The organism is Streptomyces sp. NPDC002463 (genome assembly GCF_042889835.1).
In the GTDB taxonomy this organism is placed as follows: domain Bacteria; phylum Actinomycetota; class Actinomycetes; order Streptomycetales; family Streptomycetaceae; genus Streptomyces; species Streptomyces nymphaeiformis.
In genome coordinates, this window is sequence record NZ_JBIARL010000008.1 from 37,645 (window position 1) to 53,861 (window position 16,217).

General features: G+C 72.0%; 15 protein-coding genes. 4 read left to right on the forward strand and 11 right to left on the reverse strand.

Annotated elements, in window-relative coordinates; translation table 11 throughout:
• Position 1: 1 nt before the first annotated feature.
• The 5 genes from ACFYX3_RS17620 to rimP form a co-directional block, all read right to left on the reverse strand.
• Positions 2-295 (reverse strand): DUF503 domain-containing protein, encoded by a 294-nt coding sequence (locus tag ACFYX3_RS17620; protein WP_116158557.1) that lies wholly within the window; start codon positions 293-295, stop codon positions 2-4.
• 142 nt (positions 296-437) lie between these two features.
• Positions 438-3,527, reverse strand: a complete 3,090-nt coding sequence (gene infB, locus ACFYX3_RS17625; protein ID WP_389014010.1) for a translation initiation factor IF-2 — start codon at positions 3,525-3,527, stop codon at positions 438-440.
• A 148-nt stretch (positions 3,528-3,675) separates the two neighbouring features.
• Entirely contained in the window at positions 3,676-3,957 is a 282-nt protein-coding gene (locus ACFYX3_RS17630; RefSeq protein ID WP_359515628.1) for a YlxR family protein, read from the reverse strand.
• A 74-nt stretch (positions 3,958-4,031) separates the two neighbouring features.
• A complete protein-coding gene (nusA, locus tag ACFYX3_RS17635; RefSeq protein ID WP_376594950.1) occupies positions 4,032-5,027 on the reverse strand; it encodes a transcription termination factor NusA in 996 nt (331 codons plus the stop codon).
• A 2-nt stretch (positions 5,028-5,029) separates the two neighbouring features.
• On the reverse strand, positions 5,030-5,527 hold the full coding sequence (rimP, locus tag ACFYX3_RS17640) for a ribosome maturation factor RimP (protein WP_389014015.1): 498 nt from the start codon (positions 5,525-5,527) through the stop codon (positions 5,030-5,032).
• 168 nt (positions 5,528-5,695) lie between these two features.
• Here rimP and ACFYX3_RS17645 point away from each other — a divergent pair, with 168 nt between their 5' ends.
• The 4 genes from ACFYX3_RS17645 to ACFYX3_RS17660 are packed head-to-tail and all read left to right on the forward strand — an operon-like array spanning position 5,696 to position 8,617.
• Positions 5,696-6,313 carry a hypothetical protein gene (locus ACFYX3_RS17645; RefSeq protein WP_389014018.1) on the forward strand — a complete coding sequence of 206 codons (618 nt, stop codon included), beginning with the start codon at positions 5,696-5,698 and terminating at the stop codon, positions 6,311-6,313.
• Positions 6,310-6,726 carry a ferritin-like domain-containing protein gene (locus tag ACFYX3_RS17650; RefSeq protein ID WP_382663117.1) on the forward strand — a complete coding sequence of 139 codons (417 nt, stop codon included), beginning with the start codon at positions 6,310-6,312 and terminating at the stop codon, positions 6,724-6,726. The genes ACFYX3_RS17645 and ACFYX3_RS17650 overlap by 4 nt, the downstream gene beginning before the upstream one ends.
• Before the next feature lie 43 nt (positions 6,727-6,769).
• Entirely contained in the window at positions 6,770-7,669 is a 900-nt protein-coding gene (locus ACFYX3_RS17655; protein WP_376594947.1) for an aminoglycoside phosphotransferase family protein, read from the forward strand.
• 45 nt (positions 7,670-7,714) lie between these two features.
• A complete protein-coding gene (locus tag ACFYX3_RS17660) occupies positions 7,715-8,617 on the forward strand; it encodes a slipin family protein (RefSeq protein ID WP_389014022.1) in 903 nt (300 codons plus the stop codon).
• 304 nt (positions 8,618-8,921) lie between these two features.
• Here ACFYX3_RS17660 and ACFYX3_RS17665 read toward each other — a convergent pair whose 3' ends face one another.
• From ACFYX3_RS17665 to dxr, 6 genes are all read right to left on the reverse strand, one after another.
• A complete protein-coding gene (locus ACFYX3_RS17665; protein ID WP_116158565.1) occupies positions 8,922-10,622 on the reverse strand; it encodes a proline--tRNA ligase in 1,701 nt (566 codons plus the stop codon).
• 71 nt (positions 10,623-10,693) lie between these two features.
• The gene (locus ACFYX3_RS17670; RefSeq protein WP_376591887.1) at positions 10,694-11,239 is read right to left on the reverse strand and encodes a GNAT family N-acetyltransferase; all 546 of its coding nucleotides are present in this window, start codon (positions 11,237-11,239) and stop codon (positions 10,694-10,696) included.
• 43 nt (positions 11,240-11,282) lie between these two features.
• Positions 11,283-12,128: a GNAT family N-acetyltransferase gene (locus tag ACFYX3_RS17675; protein ID WP_389014027.1), complete on the reverse strand. Its 846-nt coding sequence runs from the start codon at positions 12,126-12,128 to the stop codon at positions 11,283-11,285.
• Between the two features lie 269 nt (positions 12,129-12,397).
• Positions 12,398-13,555, reverse strand: coding sequence for a flavodoxin-dependent (E)-4-hydroxy-3-methylbut-2-enyl-diphosphate synthase (gene ispG / locus ACFYX3_RS17680; protein ID WP_352027831.1), 1,158 nt, complete (start codon positions 13,553-13,555; stop codon positions 12,398-12,400).
• Positions 13,556-13,658: 103 nt separating this feature from the next.
• The gene (locus tag ACFYX3_RS17685; RefSeq protein WP_389014030.1) at positions 13,659-14,966 is read right to left on the reverse strand and encodes a M50 family metallopeptidase; all 1,308 of its coding nucleotides are present in this window, start codon (positions 14,964-14,966) and stop codon (positions 13,659-13,661) included.
• Positions 14,963-16,213, reverse strand: a complete 1,251-nt coding sequence (dxr, locus tag ACFYX3_RS17690) for a 1-deoxy-D-xylulose-5-phosphate reductoisomerase (RefSeq protein WP_389014033.1) — start codon at positions 16,211-16,213, stop codon at positions 14,963-14,965. Before dxr ends, ACFYX3_RS17685 begins: the two co-directional genes overlap by 4 nt.
• Positions 16,214-16,217: the final 4 nt, after the last annotated feature.

The following is a 16,217-nucleotide window of genomic DNA, read 5'->3' on the forward strand; positions in this document are numbered from 1 at the left end:
ATCAGTCTTCATCAGTGTGGAGCCTTCGGCGCACCGAAAGGAGTTCCACCTCCGGCCGTGCGGCGACGAGCCGCTCACAGCGGTCGAGCACGTCCGATACGAACCCCGCGTCCCCGGACACCAGCGCGACGCCGAGACGGGCTCTGCGATGGAGGTCCTGGTCGCCCACCTCTGCCGCGCTCACGGAGAACTTGCGCTGGAGCTCGGCGACGATGGGCCGGACGACGGAGCGTTTCTCCTTCAGCGAGTGGACGTCGCCGAGGAGCAGGTCGAAGGACAGAGTCCCCACGTACATGCGGTGCCGGATGTCCCGCCGGTTCGGGTTCGGTGGCCTGCCACGCCGTCGCTTGGCAGGGACACCAGAACCGTACACGCAACGGCCGGGGCCGATCGACGGAAATACTTCCGCCGACCGGCCCCGGACGCAGCCCTACGCGTTACGCGCGCGGCTTCTCGCGCATCTCGTACGTCGCGATGACGTCGTCGATCTTGATGTCGTTGAAGTTTCCGAGGTTGATACCACCCTCGAAGCCCTCGCGGATCTCGGTGACGTCGTCCTTGAAGCGGCGCAGACCCTCGATGTTGAGGTTCTCCGCGATGACCTTGCCGTCGCGGAGGAGGCGCGCCTTGGTGTTGCGCTTGACCTCGCCCGAGCGGATGAGGACACCGGCGATGTTGCCCAGCTTGGACGAGCGGAAGACCTCGCGGATCTCCGCCGTACCGAGCTCGACCTCTTCGTACTCCGGCTTGAGGAGGCCCTTGAGCGCCGCCTCGATCTCCTCGATCGCCTGGTAGATGACCGAGTAGTACCGGACGTCGACGCCCTCGCGCTCCGCCATCTGCGCGGCACGGCCGGCCGCACGGACGTTGTAGCCGATGACGATGGCGTCGGAGCCCATGGCCAGGTCGATGTCCGACTCGGTGACCGCACCCACACCGCGGTGCAGGACGCGGATGTCGACCTCTTCGCCGACGTCGAGCTGGAGCAGCGAGGACTCGAGGGCCTCGACCGCACCGGACGCGTCGCCCTTGATGATGAGGTTGAGTTCCTGGACGAGACCGGCCTTGAGCACCTTGTCGAGGTCCTCGAGGGACACCCGGCGGACGCGCTTGGCGAAAGCGGCGTTGCGCTCACGCGCAGCGCGCTTCTCGGCGATCTGACGGGCCGTACGGTCCTCGTCGACGACCAGGAAGTTGTCGCCGGCACCCGGGACGTTGGTGAGACCCAGGACGAGGACGGGAGTCGACGGGGTCGCCTCCTCGACGTTGTTGCCCTTGTCGTCGAGCATCGCCCGGACGCGGCCGTACGCGTCGCCGACGACCATCGTGTCGCCGATGCGCAGCGTTCCGCGCTGGACCAGGACGGTCGAGACGGCACCGCGACCGCGGTCGAGGTGGGACTCGATCGCAATACCCTGCGCGTCCTGGTTCGGGTTGGCCCGGAGGTCCAGCGAGGCGTCGGCGGTGAGGACGACGGCCTCCAGCAGGGAGTCGATGTGCAGACCCTGCTTGGCGGAGATGTCGACGAACATCGTGTCGCCGCCGTACTCCTCGGCCACCAGACCGAACTCGGTCAGCTGGCCGCGGACCTTGACCGGGTCGGCACCCTCGACGTCGATCTTGTTGACCGCGACGACGATCGGGACGCCGGCGGCCTTGGCGTGGTTGAGCGCCTCGATCGTCTGCGGCATGACGCCGTCGTTGGCCGCGACCACGAGGATCGCGATGTCGGTCGACTTCGCACCACGGGCACGCATGGCGGTGAACGCCTCGTGACCCGGGGTGTCGATGAAGGTGATGCGACGCTCTTCGTCGTTGACCTGGGTGGAGACCTGGTAGGCACCGATGTGCTGGGTGATGCCACCGGCCTCGCCCGCGACCACGTTGGTCTTGCGGATCGCGTCGAGGAGTCGGGTCTTACCGTGGTCGACGTGACCCATGACGGTCACGACCGGCGGACGGGAGACCAGGGCCTCTTCGCCGCCCTCGTCCTCGCCGAACTCGATGTCGAAGGACTCGAGCAGCTCGCGGTCCTCCTCCTCGGGGCTGACGATCTGAACGACGTAGTTCATCTCTTCGGCCAGCATGACGAGCGTGTCGTCGGAGACGGACTGCGTCGCCGTGACCATCTCGCCGAGGTTCATCATGACCGCGACGAGCGACGCCGGGTTGGCGCCGATCTTCTCGGCGAAGTCGGTGAGGGACGCACCGCGCGACAGGCGAATGGTGTCGCCGTTGCCGCGAGGCAGCATCACGCCGCCCACGGACGGGGCCTGCATGGCCTCGTACTCCTGGCGCCTCTGACGCTTCGACTTGCGACCACGACGCGCGGGACCGCCGGGACGACCGAAGGCGCCCTGCGTGCCACCACGGCCACCCGGACCACCGGGACGGCCACCGAAGCCGCCGGGACGACCGCCGAAGCCGCCGCCACCGCCGCCGGGACCACCCGGACGACCGCCGCCGCCACCGGGACCACCGGGACGGCCGGCGAAGCCGCCGCCGCCACCGCCGGGACCGGCCGGACGACCGGCGAAGCCGGGACGACCGCCGCCACCGCCGGGACCGCCCGGACGACCGCCGGGGCCACCGGGGCCACGACCGCCGGGGCCGGGACGCGGGCCGGCAGCGGGACGCTGCGGCATCATGCCCGGGTTCGGACGGTTACCGCCGGGCGCGCCGCCCGGACGGGGAGCCTGCGGACGAGGCATGCCACCGGGGGTGGGACGGGCACCGCCCTGACCCTGCGGACGCGGGGCGCCACCGGGGCCACCCTGCGGACGCGGGGCGCCCGGAGCGGCACCGGGGCCGCCGGGACGGGGAGCGCCGCCACCCGGACGGGGCGCCTGCGGGCGCGCCATTCCGGTGGAGCCACCCGAGGTGAAGGGGTTGTTGCCCGGACGGGGACCGGCCGGACGGGGACCGCCCGGACGGGGGGCCTGCTGGCCGCCGGGGCGCGGAGCGCCCTGGCCCTGCGGGCGGGGGGCACCCTGACCCGGGCGGGCGGGACGCTCGCCGGTGGGACGGGGGCCCGGGGTGGCGCCACCGGGACGCGGACCGGCGGCGGGAGCCGACGGGGGCGCGGTGAACTCCGGGGCGGCCGGAGCCGGTGTGACCGGCTTGGGCGCGGGCTTCGGGCCCGGGCGGGGGCCCGAGGCGGCCGGAGCCGGAGAGGGGGTGCTGCTCGCGGGCGCGGCCGGAGTGACCGGGGCCGGCGCCGCAGGCGCGGCGGGGGCCGGCTTGGGGGCCGGGGCGCCGGGCTTGGGGGCAGCGGGACGAGCCGCGGCGGCCGGAGACGGCGCCGCGGGGGAAGGCGCAGCCTTGCGGGGCGCGCCGGGCTTGGCAGCGGTCTTGCCGGCGTTGCCGCCGGGACCCTGCAAAGCGTCAGTCAACTTGCGCACGACCGGCGCCTCGATCGTCGAGGACGCCGAACGGACGAATTCACCGAGTTCCTGGAGCTTGGCCATGACGACCTTGCTCTCCACACCGAACTCCTTGGCGAGTTCGTATACCCGGACCTTAGCCACTTCGCTCCTTTTAGGTCCGGTTACCGCCGGACCGTTGCTACTTCATGGGCGTACTCATCGCGTACTCATCGAGTGCTCATCGCAATCTCGACCTACTTCCAACTCGCGAGGTACCTGACCGCACGGTGTTCCGTGCCGTACATCTTGTTCACTGCGGTGCCGTCTGCTCGACGTGGTGGCGGAGCGCCTCGGTGTCGAGCGGCCCCTGGACCTTGAAAGCCCTCGGGAAAGCCCGACGGCGGACCGCCAGGTCGAGACAGACCACGGCGGGGTGCAGGTACGCACCCCGGCCGGGCAGCGTACCGCGATGATCAGGAACGCACTCGTCCTTGTTCACCACGATCCGCAGCAGATCGCTCTTGGCCGCTCGCTCCCGGCATCCCACACAGGTTCGCTCAGGGCACGCGCAGGCATGCGTCCGGCCAGACACGATTAAGTCTACCTCCCCGTACCGACCCCACCCGTTTGGGGCAAGAATCGAACAGTTGTTGGCCAAAAACGGTCTCAGCCCTGCGGCTCGGCCGGCTCCGTGTCCGGACGGATGTCGATCCGCCAGCCGGTGAGGCGCGCGGCGAGGCGGGCGTTCTGACCCTCCTTGCCGATCGCCAGCGACAGCTGGTAGTCCGGCACCGTCACGCGCGCGGAGCGGGCGGCGAGGTCGACGATCTCGACCTTGGAGACCCGGGCCGGGGAGAGCGCGTTCGCCACCATCTCGGCCGGGTCGTCCGACCAGTCGACGATGTCGATCTTCTCGCCGAGCAGCTCCGCCATCACGTTGCGGACGCGGCTGCCCATGGGGCCGATGCAGGCGCCCTTGGGGTTCAGGCCCGAACGGGTGGAACGGACGGCGATCTTGGTGCGGTGACCGGCCTCACGGGCGATGGCCGCGATCTCGACCGAGCCGTCGGCGATCTCCGGCACCTCCAGGGCGAAGAGCTTCTTCACCAGGTTGGGGTGCGTGCGCGAGAGGGTGACGGACGGACCGCGGACACCCTTCGCCACGCGGACGACGTACGTGCGCAGCCGCAGACCGTGCGTGTAGTCCTCGCCCGGCACCTGCTCCTGCACCGGAAGGATGGCCTCCAGCTTGTCGTCCAGCTTGACGAGGACGTTCTTCGGGTCCTTGCCCTGCTGCACCACACCGGCGACGACATCGCCCTCGCGGCGCGCGTACTCGCCGAAGGTCACGTCGTTCTCGGCGTCCCGCAGCCGCTGCTGGATGACCTGGCGCGCGGTGCTCGCCGCGATCCGGCCGAAGTCCGACGGGGTGTCGTCGAAGTCCTTGGGCTCCTGGCCCTCCTCCAGGTCGGAGGGGTCCTCCTTCGCCCACACCGTCACGTGGCCGGTGGCCCGGTTCAGCTCCACGCGCGCGTGGCGGCGGGCGTCGGGGGTGCGGTGGTATGCGATGAGGAGGGCCGACTCGATCGCCTCGACCAGCATCTCGAAGGAGATTTCCTTCTCCTGTGCCAAGCCCTTCAGGAGCTTCACGTCGATGTCCACGGCTACGCCTCCTCTTCCTTCTTGTCCTTGCGGTTGAACTCGATCTCGACACGCGCCTTGGCGATGTCGGCGAAAGCGACCCGGCGGGCGGTGGGCTTGCGCCCCTTCACGCCCGGCACCTCCATGTCGAGGCCGTCCTCGTCCACGGCGAGGATGCGCGCGACCAGGTCCCCGCCCTCGGTGAGCTGGAGCTTCGCCAGGCGGCCGGTGGCGCGCACGTAGTGGCGGTGCTCGGTGAGGGGGCGCTCGGCGCCGGGAGAGCTGACTTCGAGGACGTACTCGCCGTCACCCATCGCGTCGGTCTCGTCGAGCTTCTCGGAGATCTCGCGGCTCAGCTCGGCGCAGACGTCCAGCTCCACGCCCTCGTCCGAATCGACGACGATCCGCAGCAGTCCGCGGCGGCCGGCCCGGGACACCTCGATCTCTTCCAGATCCAGGTCCTTCGCGGCGACGAGCGGCTCCACGAGTCCGCGCAGCCTGTCGCTCTGGGTGGTGCTCATCCGGGTGACTCCTCGGCCGCGTGTGCTGTTGTGGGTTCGTCGCGTGTCAGCACAAAGGGTATCCGGTCCGGGAGGGTGTTGCCGTCCATCGCCCCGAGGCCCGCGGGTACGCTCGCCTGCGGTGATCTCGACGATCTTCGACGACGGACGGCAGCCGAGGGAGAAGGCGTGACGACGACGGGCAGGCGTGCGGTCCTGGTGGCGGGCGCCGCGGCGGGGGCGGCCGCCCTCGCGGGCTGCACCTCCGCGCCCGGCGAGCGGCCCCGGCGGCCGAGCGCCGCCGAACGGGAGGCCGAACGGGTGGCGCGCGCCGAGGCCGCCCTGCGGCTGCGCTCGGTGACCGCGGCGCGGAGCCTGCTGGAACGTTACGACGCGACACTCGCCGCCCACCCGGCCCTGGCCTCCCGGCTGACGCCGCTGCGGGGCGCGGTGGCGGCACACGCGAAGGCGCTCGGGGAGGGCGGGACCGCGTCCCCCGCGCCCGGGGGGACGCCGGGCGCGGGCGTCACGGCCGCCAAGCCGGCGGGGGCCACGGGCCCCGCCGCCCCTGCCGCATCCGCATCCGCATCCGGCTCAGCGAATCCCGTCGCCTCCTCCGGAGCCGTACGGGTGGCGGCCGACCCCCGGGCCGCCCTCAGGGAGCTCGCCGCCGCCGAGCGGACCGCCGCCGACGGGCACGCGGCCGCGCTGCTCACCGCCGCGCCCGAATACGCCCGGCTGCTCGCCTCCGTCGCGGCGGCGGGCGCCGCGCACGCCTACCTGCTGACCGAAGGAGCCCGGGCATGAGCGCCCTCGACGCGACCCAGGCCGCGCTGGCGGCCGAGCACGCAGCGGTGTACGGGTACGGGGTCGTCGGCGGCCGGATCGGCACCGAGCGGCGGGCCGAGGCCACGGCCGCGTACGAGGCGCACCGGGCCAGGCGGGACGGGCTGCGCCGGACGATACGGGACCTCGGCGGAACGCCGGTGGCGGCGGAGGCCGCGTACGAACTGCCGTTCGCCGTCGCGGACCGGGCCGGCGCGGTGCGGCTCGCGGCGGTTCTGGAGGACCGGGTGGCCGGTGTGTACTCCGACCTCGTGCGGGCCACCGAGGGCCGCGCGCGGGGCGAGGCGGCCGCCGCGCTCCGGGAGGCGGCGGTACGCGCCGTCCGCTGGCGCGGCAGCGACGTAACCTTTCCTGGGCTCGCCGAGCGGGTGTAGTCCCGCCCTGTAGTCCCGTCCCGACCGAAGGAACAACGTACGCATGGGTTTCGAACCGCCGCAGCGACTGGCCAGGACGCTCGGTGAGACGTACGGGGACGCCGCGGCGGCCGAGTGGCTCGGGAAGCTGCCCGAGCTCGTCGGCACGGTGCTCGACCGCGCGTCGCTGGACACCGAACGGGTGATGGCCCCCGGCGGACGGAGCAGCCTGGTCGTCCTCGTCCGGCGCTCCGACGGCTCCCCCGCCGCGCTCAAGATCGCACCGCCGTTCACCCGCCCCGACCTGGAGCGGGACGCGCTGGCGCACTGGAACGGCTGGGGCGCGGTCCAGCTCCTCGACGAGGCCGGGGAGGGCGCGCTCGTCCTCGAACGGCTGCACCCCGAGGTCTCGCTGCGCTCCCTGCCGGAGGCGAAGTCGCTCCTGGAGGCGGCGGGCACCGTACGGAAGCTGTGGGTCGAACCCCCGGCGGGGCACGGTTTCGAGACGGTGGCGGAGCGGACGGCCCGGCAGGCGCGGGCGATGGAGCCGTACCGCGAGGACGCGGCGACCGCGGAGCTGACGGCGGCGGCGCTCGCCGCCCGCGAGGAGCTGGTGGCGGCCGGCGCGGAGACGGTGCTGCTGCACGGGAACTTCCGGCAGGGCAAGGTGCTCGCCGGCGACCGGACGCCCTGGCTGGCCGTCGGCCCCGAGCCGCTGGTCGGCGAGCGGGCCTACGACCTCGCGCGGCTCGTACGGGACCGGGTCGAGGACCTGGTGGCCGCGTCCTCCGGCGCCTCGGCGGCCCGGCGGCGGGTCAACAAGCTGGCGGACTCCCTGGACCTGGACCGGGAGCGGCTGCGCGGCTGGACGCTGTTCCGCGCGGTCGAGTCGGGGACGCGGGCGCTGACGGCGGGACGGCGGCAGGACGCGGAGCTGCTTCTGGAGTTCGCGAGCTGGCTGTAGGGGAATACCCTTTTTGTACCGTTCGGCTCGATGCAGGGGGCCGTGATGATCCAAGAGCTGCTGATGGCGGCGGCCGGCGCGGCCGCGGCGGCCGCGGTGTACGCGGGCGCGGCGGCGCGGGTGGTCAAGCAGTACGAGCGCGGAGTCGTCTTCCGCTTCGGGCGGCTGCGCGACGACATCCGCTCCCCCGGCTTCACGATGATCGTCCCGATCGTCGACCGCCTGCACAAGGTGAACATGCAGATCGTCACGATGCCCGTGCCCGCGCAGGAGGGCATCACCCGGGACAACGTGACGGTACGGGTCGACGCGGTCGTCTACTTCAAGGTCGTCGACGCGGCGGACGCGCTGGTGCGGGTCGAGGACTACAAGTTCGCGGTCTCCCAGATGGCGCAGACCTCGCTGCGGTCGATCATCGGCAAGAGCGACCTCGACGACCTGCTGTCCAACCGCGAGAAGCTCAACCAGGGGCTCGAGCTGATGCTCGACAGCCCGGCGATGGGCTGGGGCGTCGCGATCGACCGGGTCGAGATCAAGGACGTGTCGCTGCCGGAGACGATGAAGCGCTCCATGGCCCGGCAGGCGGAGGCGGACCGGGAGCGGCGGGCGCGCGTGATCAACGCGGACGCGGAGCTCCAGGCCTCGAAGAAGCTCGCGGAGGCGGCGGGGGTCATGTCGGACCAGCCGGCGGCGCTGCAGCTCCGGCTGCTGCAGACGGTGATGGCGGTGTCCGCGGAGAAGAACTCGACGCTGGTCCTGCCGATTCCGGTGGAACTGCTGCGGTTCCTGGAGCGGGCGACGCCGGGGGCCCCGGAACAACCGGAACCGGAGCCGGCACCGCCGCTGAGCGAGGCGTACCTGAAGGGCCGCGCGGCGGCGGCCGACGCGATCGAAGACCTGACGGGCTCCTCGGTGGACCCGGTCCCCCGGGACACCGACACGGCTTGAGCCCGCGCCCCCGTTGTGGGCATGCGTTCCGCCGGGCGAGGGGGGTCCCCCTGCTCGAGCGAAGCCGAGAGCGAGAGCTTGGGGGAGGGTGGGCACAACGGACCCGCGCCCTTGCCGGCGCCAGAAGCCCCCGCGCCTGAACCCGCACCGCAAGTGACGGCACGCACGTGGTGCGGGTCCGGGCGCGGAACGCGGAGGCCGCCCCTAGGGGCGCCGTCCCGCCCTGCGGGACGATCGCCCACACGGCGGCAGGGGCGCCGGCCCGTCGGGGGCGGGGCCCGGCAAGGGGCCTCGCGCCTTCGGGTTACGCCGTCAGGCGGGCCAGGGCCTCGGCGACCGTCAGTTCCTCGCGGTCGCCCGTACGGCGGTCCTTCAGTTCCACGACGCCCTCGCCGGCGCGGCGGCCCGCGACGAGGATCTTCGGGACGCCCATGAGCTCCGCGTCGGTGAACTTGACGCCCGGGGAGACGCCCGCGCGGTCGTCGACGAGGACGCGCAGGCCGGCCGCGGAGAGCTTCTCCGAGACCTCGAGGGCCAGCTCCGTCTGGAGCGCCTTGCCCGCCGCCACGACGTGGACGTCGGCCGGGGCGACCTCGGCGGGCCAGCACAGGCCCTTCTCGTCCGCCGTCTGCTCGGCGAGCGCCGCGACCGCGCGGGAGACGCCGATGCCGTACGAGCCCATGGTCACGCGGACCGGCTTGCCGTTCTGGCCGAGGACGTCGAGCTTGAGGGCGTCGGCGTACTTGCGGCCGAGCTGGAAGATGTGGCCGATCTCGATGGCGCGGTCCAGCTTGAGGCCGGTGCCGCACTTGGGGCACGGGTCGCCCTCCTGGACGACGACGACGTCGACGTACTCCTCGACCTCGAAGTCACGGCCCGCGACGACGTTCTTCGCGTGCATGCCGTCCTTGTTGGCACCGGTGATCCAGGAGGTGCCGGGGGCGACACGCGGGTCGGCGAGGTACTTCACCTTGCCGAGGCCCTGCGGGCCGACGTAGCCGCGGACCAGGTCGGGGCGCTCGGCGAAGTCGTTCTCGGTGACCATCTCGACGGTCGCCGGGGCGAAGTGGTCCTCGACCTTGCCCATGTCGACCTCGCGGTCGCCGGGCACGCCGACGGCGACGATCTCGCCGTCGACCTTCACCAGGAGGTTCTTGAGGGTGGCGGAGGCCGGGACGCCGAGCGAGGCGGCGAGGGTCTCGATGGTGGGGGTGTCCGGGGTGGGGATCTCCTCGGCGGCCGGGACGGCGGAGCCGTCGACGGGCTGCAGCTCGTAGGAGACGGCCTCGGTGTTCGCCGCGAAGTCGCAGTTCGGGCAGTCGGCGAAGGTGTCCTCGCCGGCCTCGGCGGGGGCGAGGAACTCCTCGGACTTCGAGCCGCCCATCGCGCCGGCCGTGGCGGCGACGATGCGGTAGTCGAGGCCGAGGCGCTCGAAGACGCGCTGGTAGGCCTGGCGGTGCAGGGCGTAGGACTGGGCGAGGCCCTCGTCCTCGGTGTCGAAGGAGTACGAGTCCTTCATGAGGAACTCGCGGCCGCGCAGGATGCCGGCGCGGGGGCGGGCCTCGTCGCGGAACTTGTTCTGGATCTGGTAGAGGATCACCGGCAGGTCCTTGTAGGACGAGCACTGGTCCTTGACCAGGAGGGTGAAGATCTCCTCGTGGGTCGGGCCGAGGAGGTAGTCGCCGCCCTTGCGGTCCTGGAGGCGGAAGAGCTCGGCGCCGTACTCGTCCCAGCGGCCGGTGGCCTCGTAGGGCTCGCGGGGCAGCAGGGCGGGCAGGGTGACCTCCTGCGCGCCGATGGCGTCCATCTCCTCGCGGACGATCCGCTCGACGTTGTTGAGGACCTTCTTGCCCAGCGGCAGCCAGCTCCAGATGCCGGCGGCGGTGCGGCGGACGTAGCCGGCGCGGACGAGGAGCTTGTGGCTGAGGACCTCGGCGTCCGCCGGGTCGTCGCGCAGCGTCTTCGCCATCAACTGGGACATGCGCTGGACCGGTGCGTTGGCCATGGTTCTCGTACTCCTGAAGGGACGGACGGTGATGGCCCCGAGGTTAGCCGGGCCGCCCCTGGCAGGAGAAATCAGTTCCGGCGCTTGAGCGGCAGCGGGGCGCCCATGACGGCGTACGGGCGGGGGGCGCTCGGGAAGTGGACCTGCCGGGCGAGGTCGACGTAGCCGAGGGCCCGGTAGAGGCCGCGGGCGGGGCTCTCGGTGTCGATCGCGGAGAGGATCGAGCGCGGCTCGGCGGCGCCGTCGGTGATGGTGGTGATCAGCTCGCGCCCGACGCCGCGGCCCTGGAAGGCGGGGTGGACGTGGAGCTCGGTGATGACGAAGGAGTCGTCGAGCCAGTCGGCGGTGCCGGTGGCGCGCAGGTACGTCTCGACGACGGTGGACCACCAGTGGCTGCGGTCGTTGGGCATCCCGTACACGAAGCCGACGAGCCGCCCGTCGGGGGTCGTGGCCCCGTAGGCGCGGGCGCCGGGGCTGAGGAGGTGGCGCAGCACGATGTGGCGGCGTACGGCGACCTCGCCGGCGTCCAGGCCGAAGGCGACCGCCTGCACGGCGAGGGCCTCGTCCACCCGGGCGGCGAGATTGACCGGACCGATCACGACCTCAGCGTCATCCATGCGGCGCACCCTACAAGCGACCGCCCGCATCCGGACAGCGCGTTCAGAACAGGACGCTCATGAAGGCGCCGGTCTCGCGGAAGCCGACGCGGCGGTACGCGGCCCTCGCCGGGGTGTTGTAGTCGTTGACGTACAGGCTGACGACGGGGGCGACGTCGGCGAGGGCGTACTGGAGGACGGCGGCCATGCCGGTCTCGGAGAGGCGCTTGCCGCGGTGCTCGGGGGCGACCCAGACGCCCTGGATCTGGCAGGCCTGGCGGGTGGCGGCGCCGATCTCGGCCTTGAAGACGACCTTGCCGTCCTCGATGCGGGCGAAGGAGCGGCCGGAGCCGACGAGTTCGGCGACGCGGGCCTGGTAGAGCAGTCCGCCGTCGTTGGCGAGCGGGGAGACGCCGACCTCCTCGGTGAACATGGCCACGCAGGCGGGCATGATCGCCTCCATCTCGTCCTTGCGGACGCGGCGGACCAGCGGATCGGGCGTGACCGTCGCGGAGGGCTCCTCGGCGACCATGAGCGGCTGATGGGCCCTGACGTCCCTCGCGGGGCCCCAGTACGGCTCCAGGAGCCGCCACAGCTCGCCGGTGGCCTCGGCGGGGCCGACGATCGAGGAGCAGCGGCGGCCGATCCTGCGGGCCCGGTCGGCGAAGGCGCGGACGGCCTCGGGGGTGGCGCAGATGGGGACGAGGTTGGCGCCGGAGTAGCAGAGCGAGCGCAGTCTGCCCTCGGTGTACCAGCCCCACATCTCGCCGCCGAGGCGCCAGGGGTCGAGCCCGGCGACCTGGACGCGGGCGGTCACGAAGGCGTTCTCGACGGGGGCGCTCTCCAGGACGGCGAGTGCGGCGCCGAGGTCGGCGGGTTCGAGGACCCGAGTGGTGGTCTCTGTCAGCACGAGGGGGCCTCACGGGACGGATCTGCTGGTCTCCGCACTGTACCCCCGTGTCCCTTTCTCGGGCTCGGGTTCGCCTCCGGGGCGCTGGAGCCGGGCTCACCGGGCCGACCGTGCTCGCCTCCCCCGTGCCTCGGGGGGCTCCACGCGCCCGGCCCTGTTCCCCCGGCGCTCCCCTCCGGCTCGCCCGCCGGTCCCGGGGGGGGCGGCCTTCGCCGCAAACGAGAAGCCCCTCCACCCGGTGGGGTGGAGGGGCTTCTCGTCGCGCGGGGTCAGCCGGCGATGGCGACCGTCGGCTCGCCGCTGGCGACGCCGTCCTTCTCCATCTGCTCGGCGATCTTGAGGGCTTCCTCGATGAGGGTCTCGACGATCTTCGACTCGGGGACGGTCTTGATGACCTCGCCCTTCACGAAGATCTGGCCCTTGCCGTTGCCGGAGGCGACGCCGAGGTCGGCCTCGCGGGCCTCGCCGGGGCCGTTGACGACGCAGCCCATGACGGCGACGCGCAGCGGGACGGTCATGCCGTCGAGGCCGGCGGTGACCTCCTCGGCGAGCTTGTAGACGTCGACCTGGGCGCGACCGCAGGACGGGCAGGAGACGATCTCCAGGCGGCGCTGGCGCAGGTTCAGCGACTCCAGGATCTGCATGCCGACCTTGATCTCCTCGGCCGGCGGCGCGGAGAGGGAGACGCGGATGGTGTCGCCGATGCCCTGGGAGAGCAGGGCGCCGAAGGCGACGGCCGACTTGATGGTGCCCTGGAAGGCCGGGCCCGCCTCGGTGACGCCGAGGTGCAGCGGGTAGTCGCACTGGGCGGCGAGCTGGCGGTAGGCCTCGACCATGATCACCGGGTCGTTGTGCTTGACCGAGATCTTGATGTCGCGGAAGTCGTGCTCCTCGAAGAGGGACGCCTCCCAGAGGGCGGACTCGACGAGCGCCTCGGGGGTGGCCTTGCCGTACTTCTTCAGGAGGCGGGCGTCGAGCGAGCCGGCGTTGACGCCGATCCGGATCGGGGTGCCGGCGTCGGAGGCCGCCTTGGCGATCTCCTTGACCTTGTCGTCGAACTGCTTGATGTTGCCGGGGTTGACGCGGACGGCCGCGCAGCCGGCGTCGATCGCGGCGAAGACGTACTTCGGCTGGAAGTGGATGTCCGCGATGACCGGGATGGAGGACTTCCGGGCGATCGTGGCGAGCGCGTCGGCGTCGTCCTGGGTCGGGCAGGCCACGCGCACGATCTGGCAGCCGGAGGCGGTCAGCTCGGCGATCTGCTGGAGCGTGGCGCCGATGTCGGAGGTGCGGGTCGTCGTCATCGACTGGACGGAGACGGGCGCGTCACCGCCGACGGCCACGCTGCCGACCTGGATCTGGCGGCTCTTGCGCCGCTCGGCGAGCCGGGTCGGAACGGTCGGGATACCGAGAGAAATCGCGGTCATCTGAAGTGCAACCTCAAGGTTGTGCGTCGGCGGGCTCAGGGTTCCGAGGTTACCGCCCCGGGGGCGGGGGGCCGGACACCACCGGGTGCGGCCCCCCTGGGAGCTACGTGATCTTCACCGGGTTGACGATGTCGGCGGCGAGCACGAGCAGGGTGAAGCAGACGAAGACACCGGCCACCACGTAGGCGGCGGGCATCAGCTTGGCCACGTCGAACGGGCCGGGGTCGGGGCGCTTGAAGATCCGGGCGACGTGACGGCGCAGGGACTCCCACAGGGCGCCCGCGATGTGACCGCCGTCGAGCGGCAGCAGCGGGAGCATGTTGAACAGGAACAGCGAGACGTTGAACATGACCAGCAGGTTCATGAACATCACGAGGATCGTCGTCTTCGGTGCCTCGACGGTCATCAGCTCGCCGGTGATCCTGGCCGCGCCGACGACACCGACCGGCGAGTCCTCGGCGCGCTCGCCGTCGCCGAAGGTGGCGTCCCAGAGGCCGGGGATCTTGCCGGGGAGGGCGATCACCGAGTGGACGCCGTTCTCCATGAGGTCGGTCATGCGCTCGGTGGTCTCGCCGAAGCTGAGGGGCGCGACCTCGGTCTTGGAGGCGAAGCCGAGGTAGCCGGCGTCGACGTACGTCACCGGCTGGACGACCTTGCCGTCCGCGTCCTTCTTCGGGACGCTGTTGGAGACCAGCGTCGGGTGCAGGTCGATGCGCTGTCCGGCCCGCTCGACGGTGACCGTGGCGGGGCCGATGGTGTGGCGGATGCGGTCGGAGAGGGTGTCCCAGTCGGACACCGGCGTGCCGTTGAAGGCGACGATCTTGTCGCCGTCCTTCAGGCCGGCCTTGAACGCCGGGGAGACGGGGTCGCCCGCCTTGCACGTGTCGCGCTTCTCGCTCTGCTTGATGACGCACTTCTGGACGCCGGCGACCTGGGTCGTCTGGCCCTCGATGCCGAGCGTCATCATCGAGCCGAAGAACAGCACCGCCGCCAGGACCAGGTTCATGAACGGTCCGGCGAACATCACGATGACGCGCTTCCACGGCTTGCGCGTGTAGAACAGCCGCGTCTCGTCGCCGGGCAGGAGCTCCTCGTACGAGGCCTCGCGGGCGTCCTCGATCATCGAGCGCCACGGCGAGGTGGAGCGGGCCTCGATCTTGCCGTCCTCGCCGGGCGGGAACATGCCGATCATGCGGATGTAGCCGCCGGCCGGGATGGCCTTGATGCCGTACTCGGTCTCGCCGCGCTTCCGCGACCAGATCGTGGGGCCGAAGCCGACCATGTACTGCGGGACGCGGATGCCGAACAGCTTGGCCGTGGAGAGGTGGCCGAGCTCGTGCCACGCGATGGAGACGAGGAGGCCGAGGGCGAACAGCACGATGCCCAGGGCGTACAGGAGCATTTCGGTCATGCGCGGGCCTCCGCTGTTGCCTTCGCTGCGAGCTCTCGGGCCCGGGCGCGTGCCCAGGTCTCCGCTTCGAGGACGTCCGACACCGTGAGCGAGGTTCCCTTGGCGGGGTTCCCGTGCTCGGTGACGACCGCAGTGACCGTATCCATGATTCCGTTGAACGGCAGGCGTCCGGCGAGAAACGCCTCGACGCACTCCTCGTTCGCGGCGTTGAAGACGGCGGGGGCGGTGCCGCCCAGCTCGCCCACGTGCCGGGCGAGGCCGACGGACGGGAAGGCCTCGGTGTCGAGCGGGAAGAACTCCCAGGTGGAGGCCTTGGTCCAGTCGAAGGCGGGGGCCGCGTCCGGGACCCGCTCGGGCCAGCCGATGCCGATGGCGATCGGGCCGCGCATGTCCGGCGGGGTGGCCTGGGCGAGCGTGGAGCCGTCCGTGAACTCGACCATCGAGTGGACGTACGACTGCGGGTGGACGACGACCTCGATGCGGTCGAACGGGATGTCGTAGAGCAGGTGGGCCTCGATGACCTCAAGGCCCTTGTTCACCAGGGTCGCGCTGTTGACCGTGATCACCGGGCCCATCGCCCAGGTGGGGTGCGCGAGCGCGTCCTCGCGGGTCACGTGGGCCAACTGCTCGCGCGTACGACCGCGGAAGGGGCCGCCGGAGGCCGTCACGACCAGCTTGCGGACGTCGGCGCGGGTGCCGGCGGCGAGTGCCTGGAACAGGGCCGCGTGCTCGGAGTCGACCGGGATGATCTGGCCCGGCTTCGCGAGCGCCTTCACCAGGGGGCCGCCGACGATCAGCGACTCCTTGTTGGCGAGGGCGAGGGTGCGGCCCGCTTCGAGGGCGGCGAGGGTGGGCGCGAGGCCGATGGAGCCGGTGATGCCGTTGAGGACGGTGTGGCACGGGGAGGCCGCCAGCCGGGTCGCGGCGTCCGGCCCCGCCAGGAGCTCGGGCAGCGGCTCGGAGCCGTACAGCGCCTTCAGGGCCGTACGCAACTCCTCGACCGCGTCCTCGCGGGCGACCGCGACCTGCTGGACCTTCAGCCGGTGCGCCTGCTCGGCGAGCAGCCCGATCCGGCTGCCGGAGGCGGCCAGGGCGGTGACCCGGAAGCGGTCGGGGTTGCGCAGCACCAGGTCGATGGCCTGGGTGCCGATGGACCCGGTCGAACCGAGGACGACGATGTCCCGGCGTCCTTCGGACACGTCGAAGGCGATGTGCGGGTCGGCGAGAGGAGAGGGGCGGTCGCTCATGCCC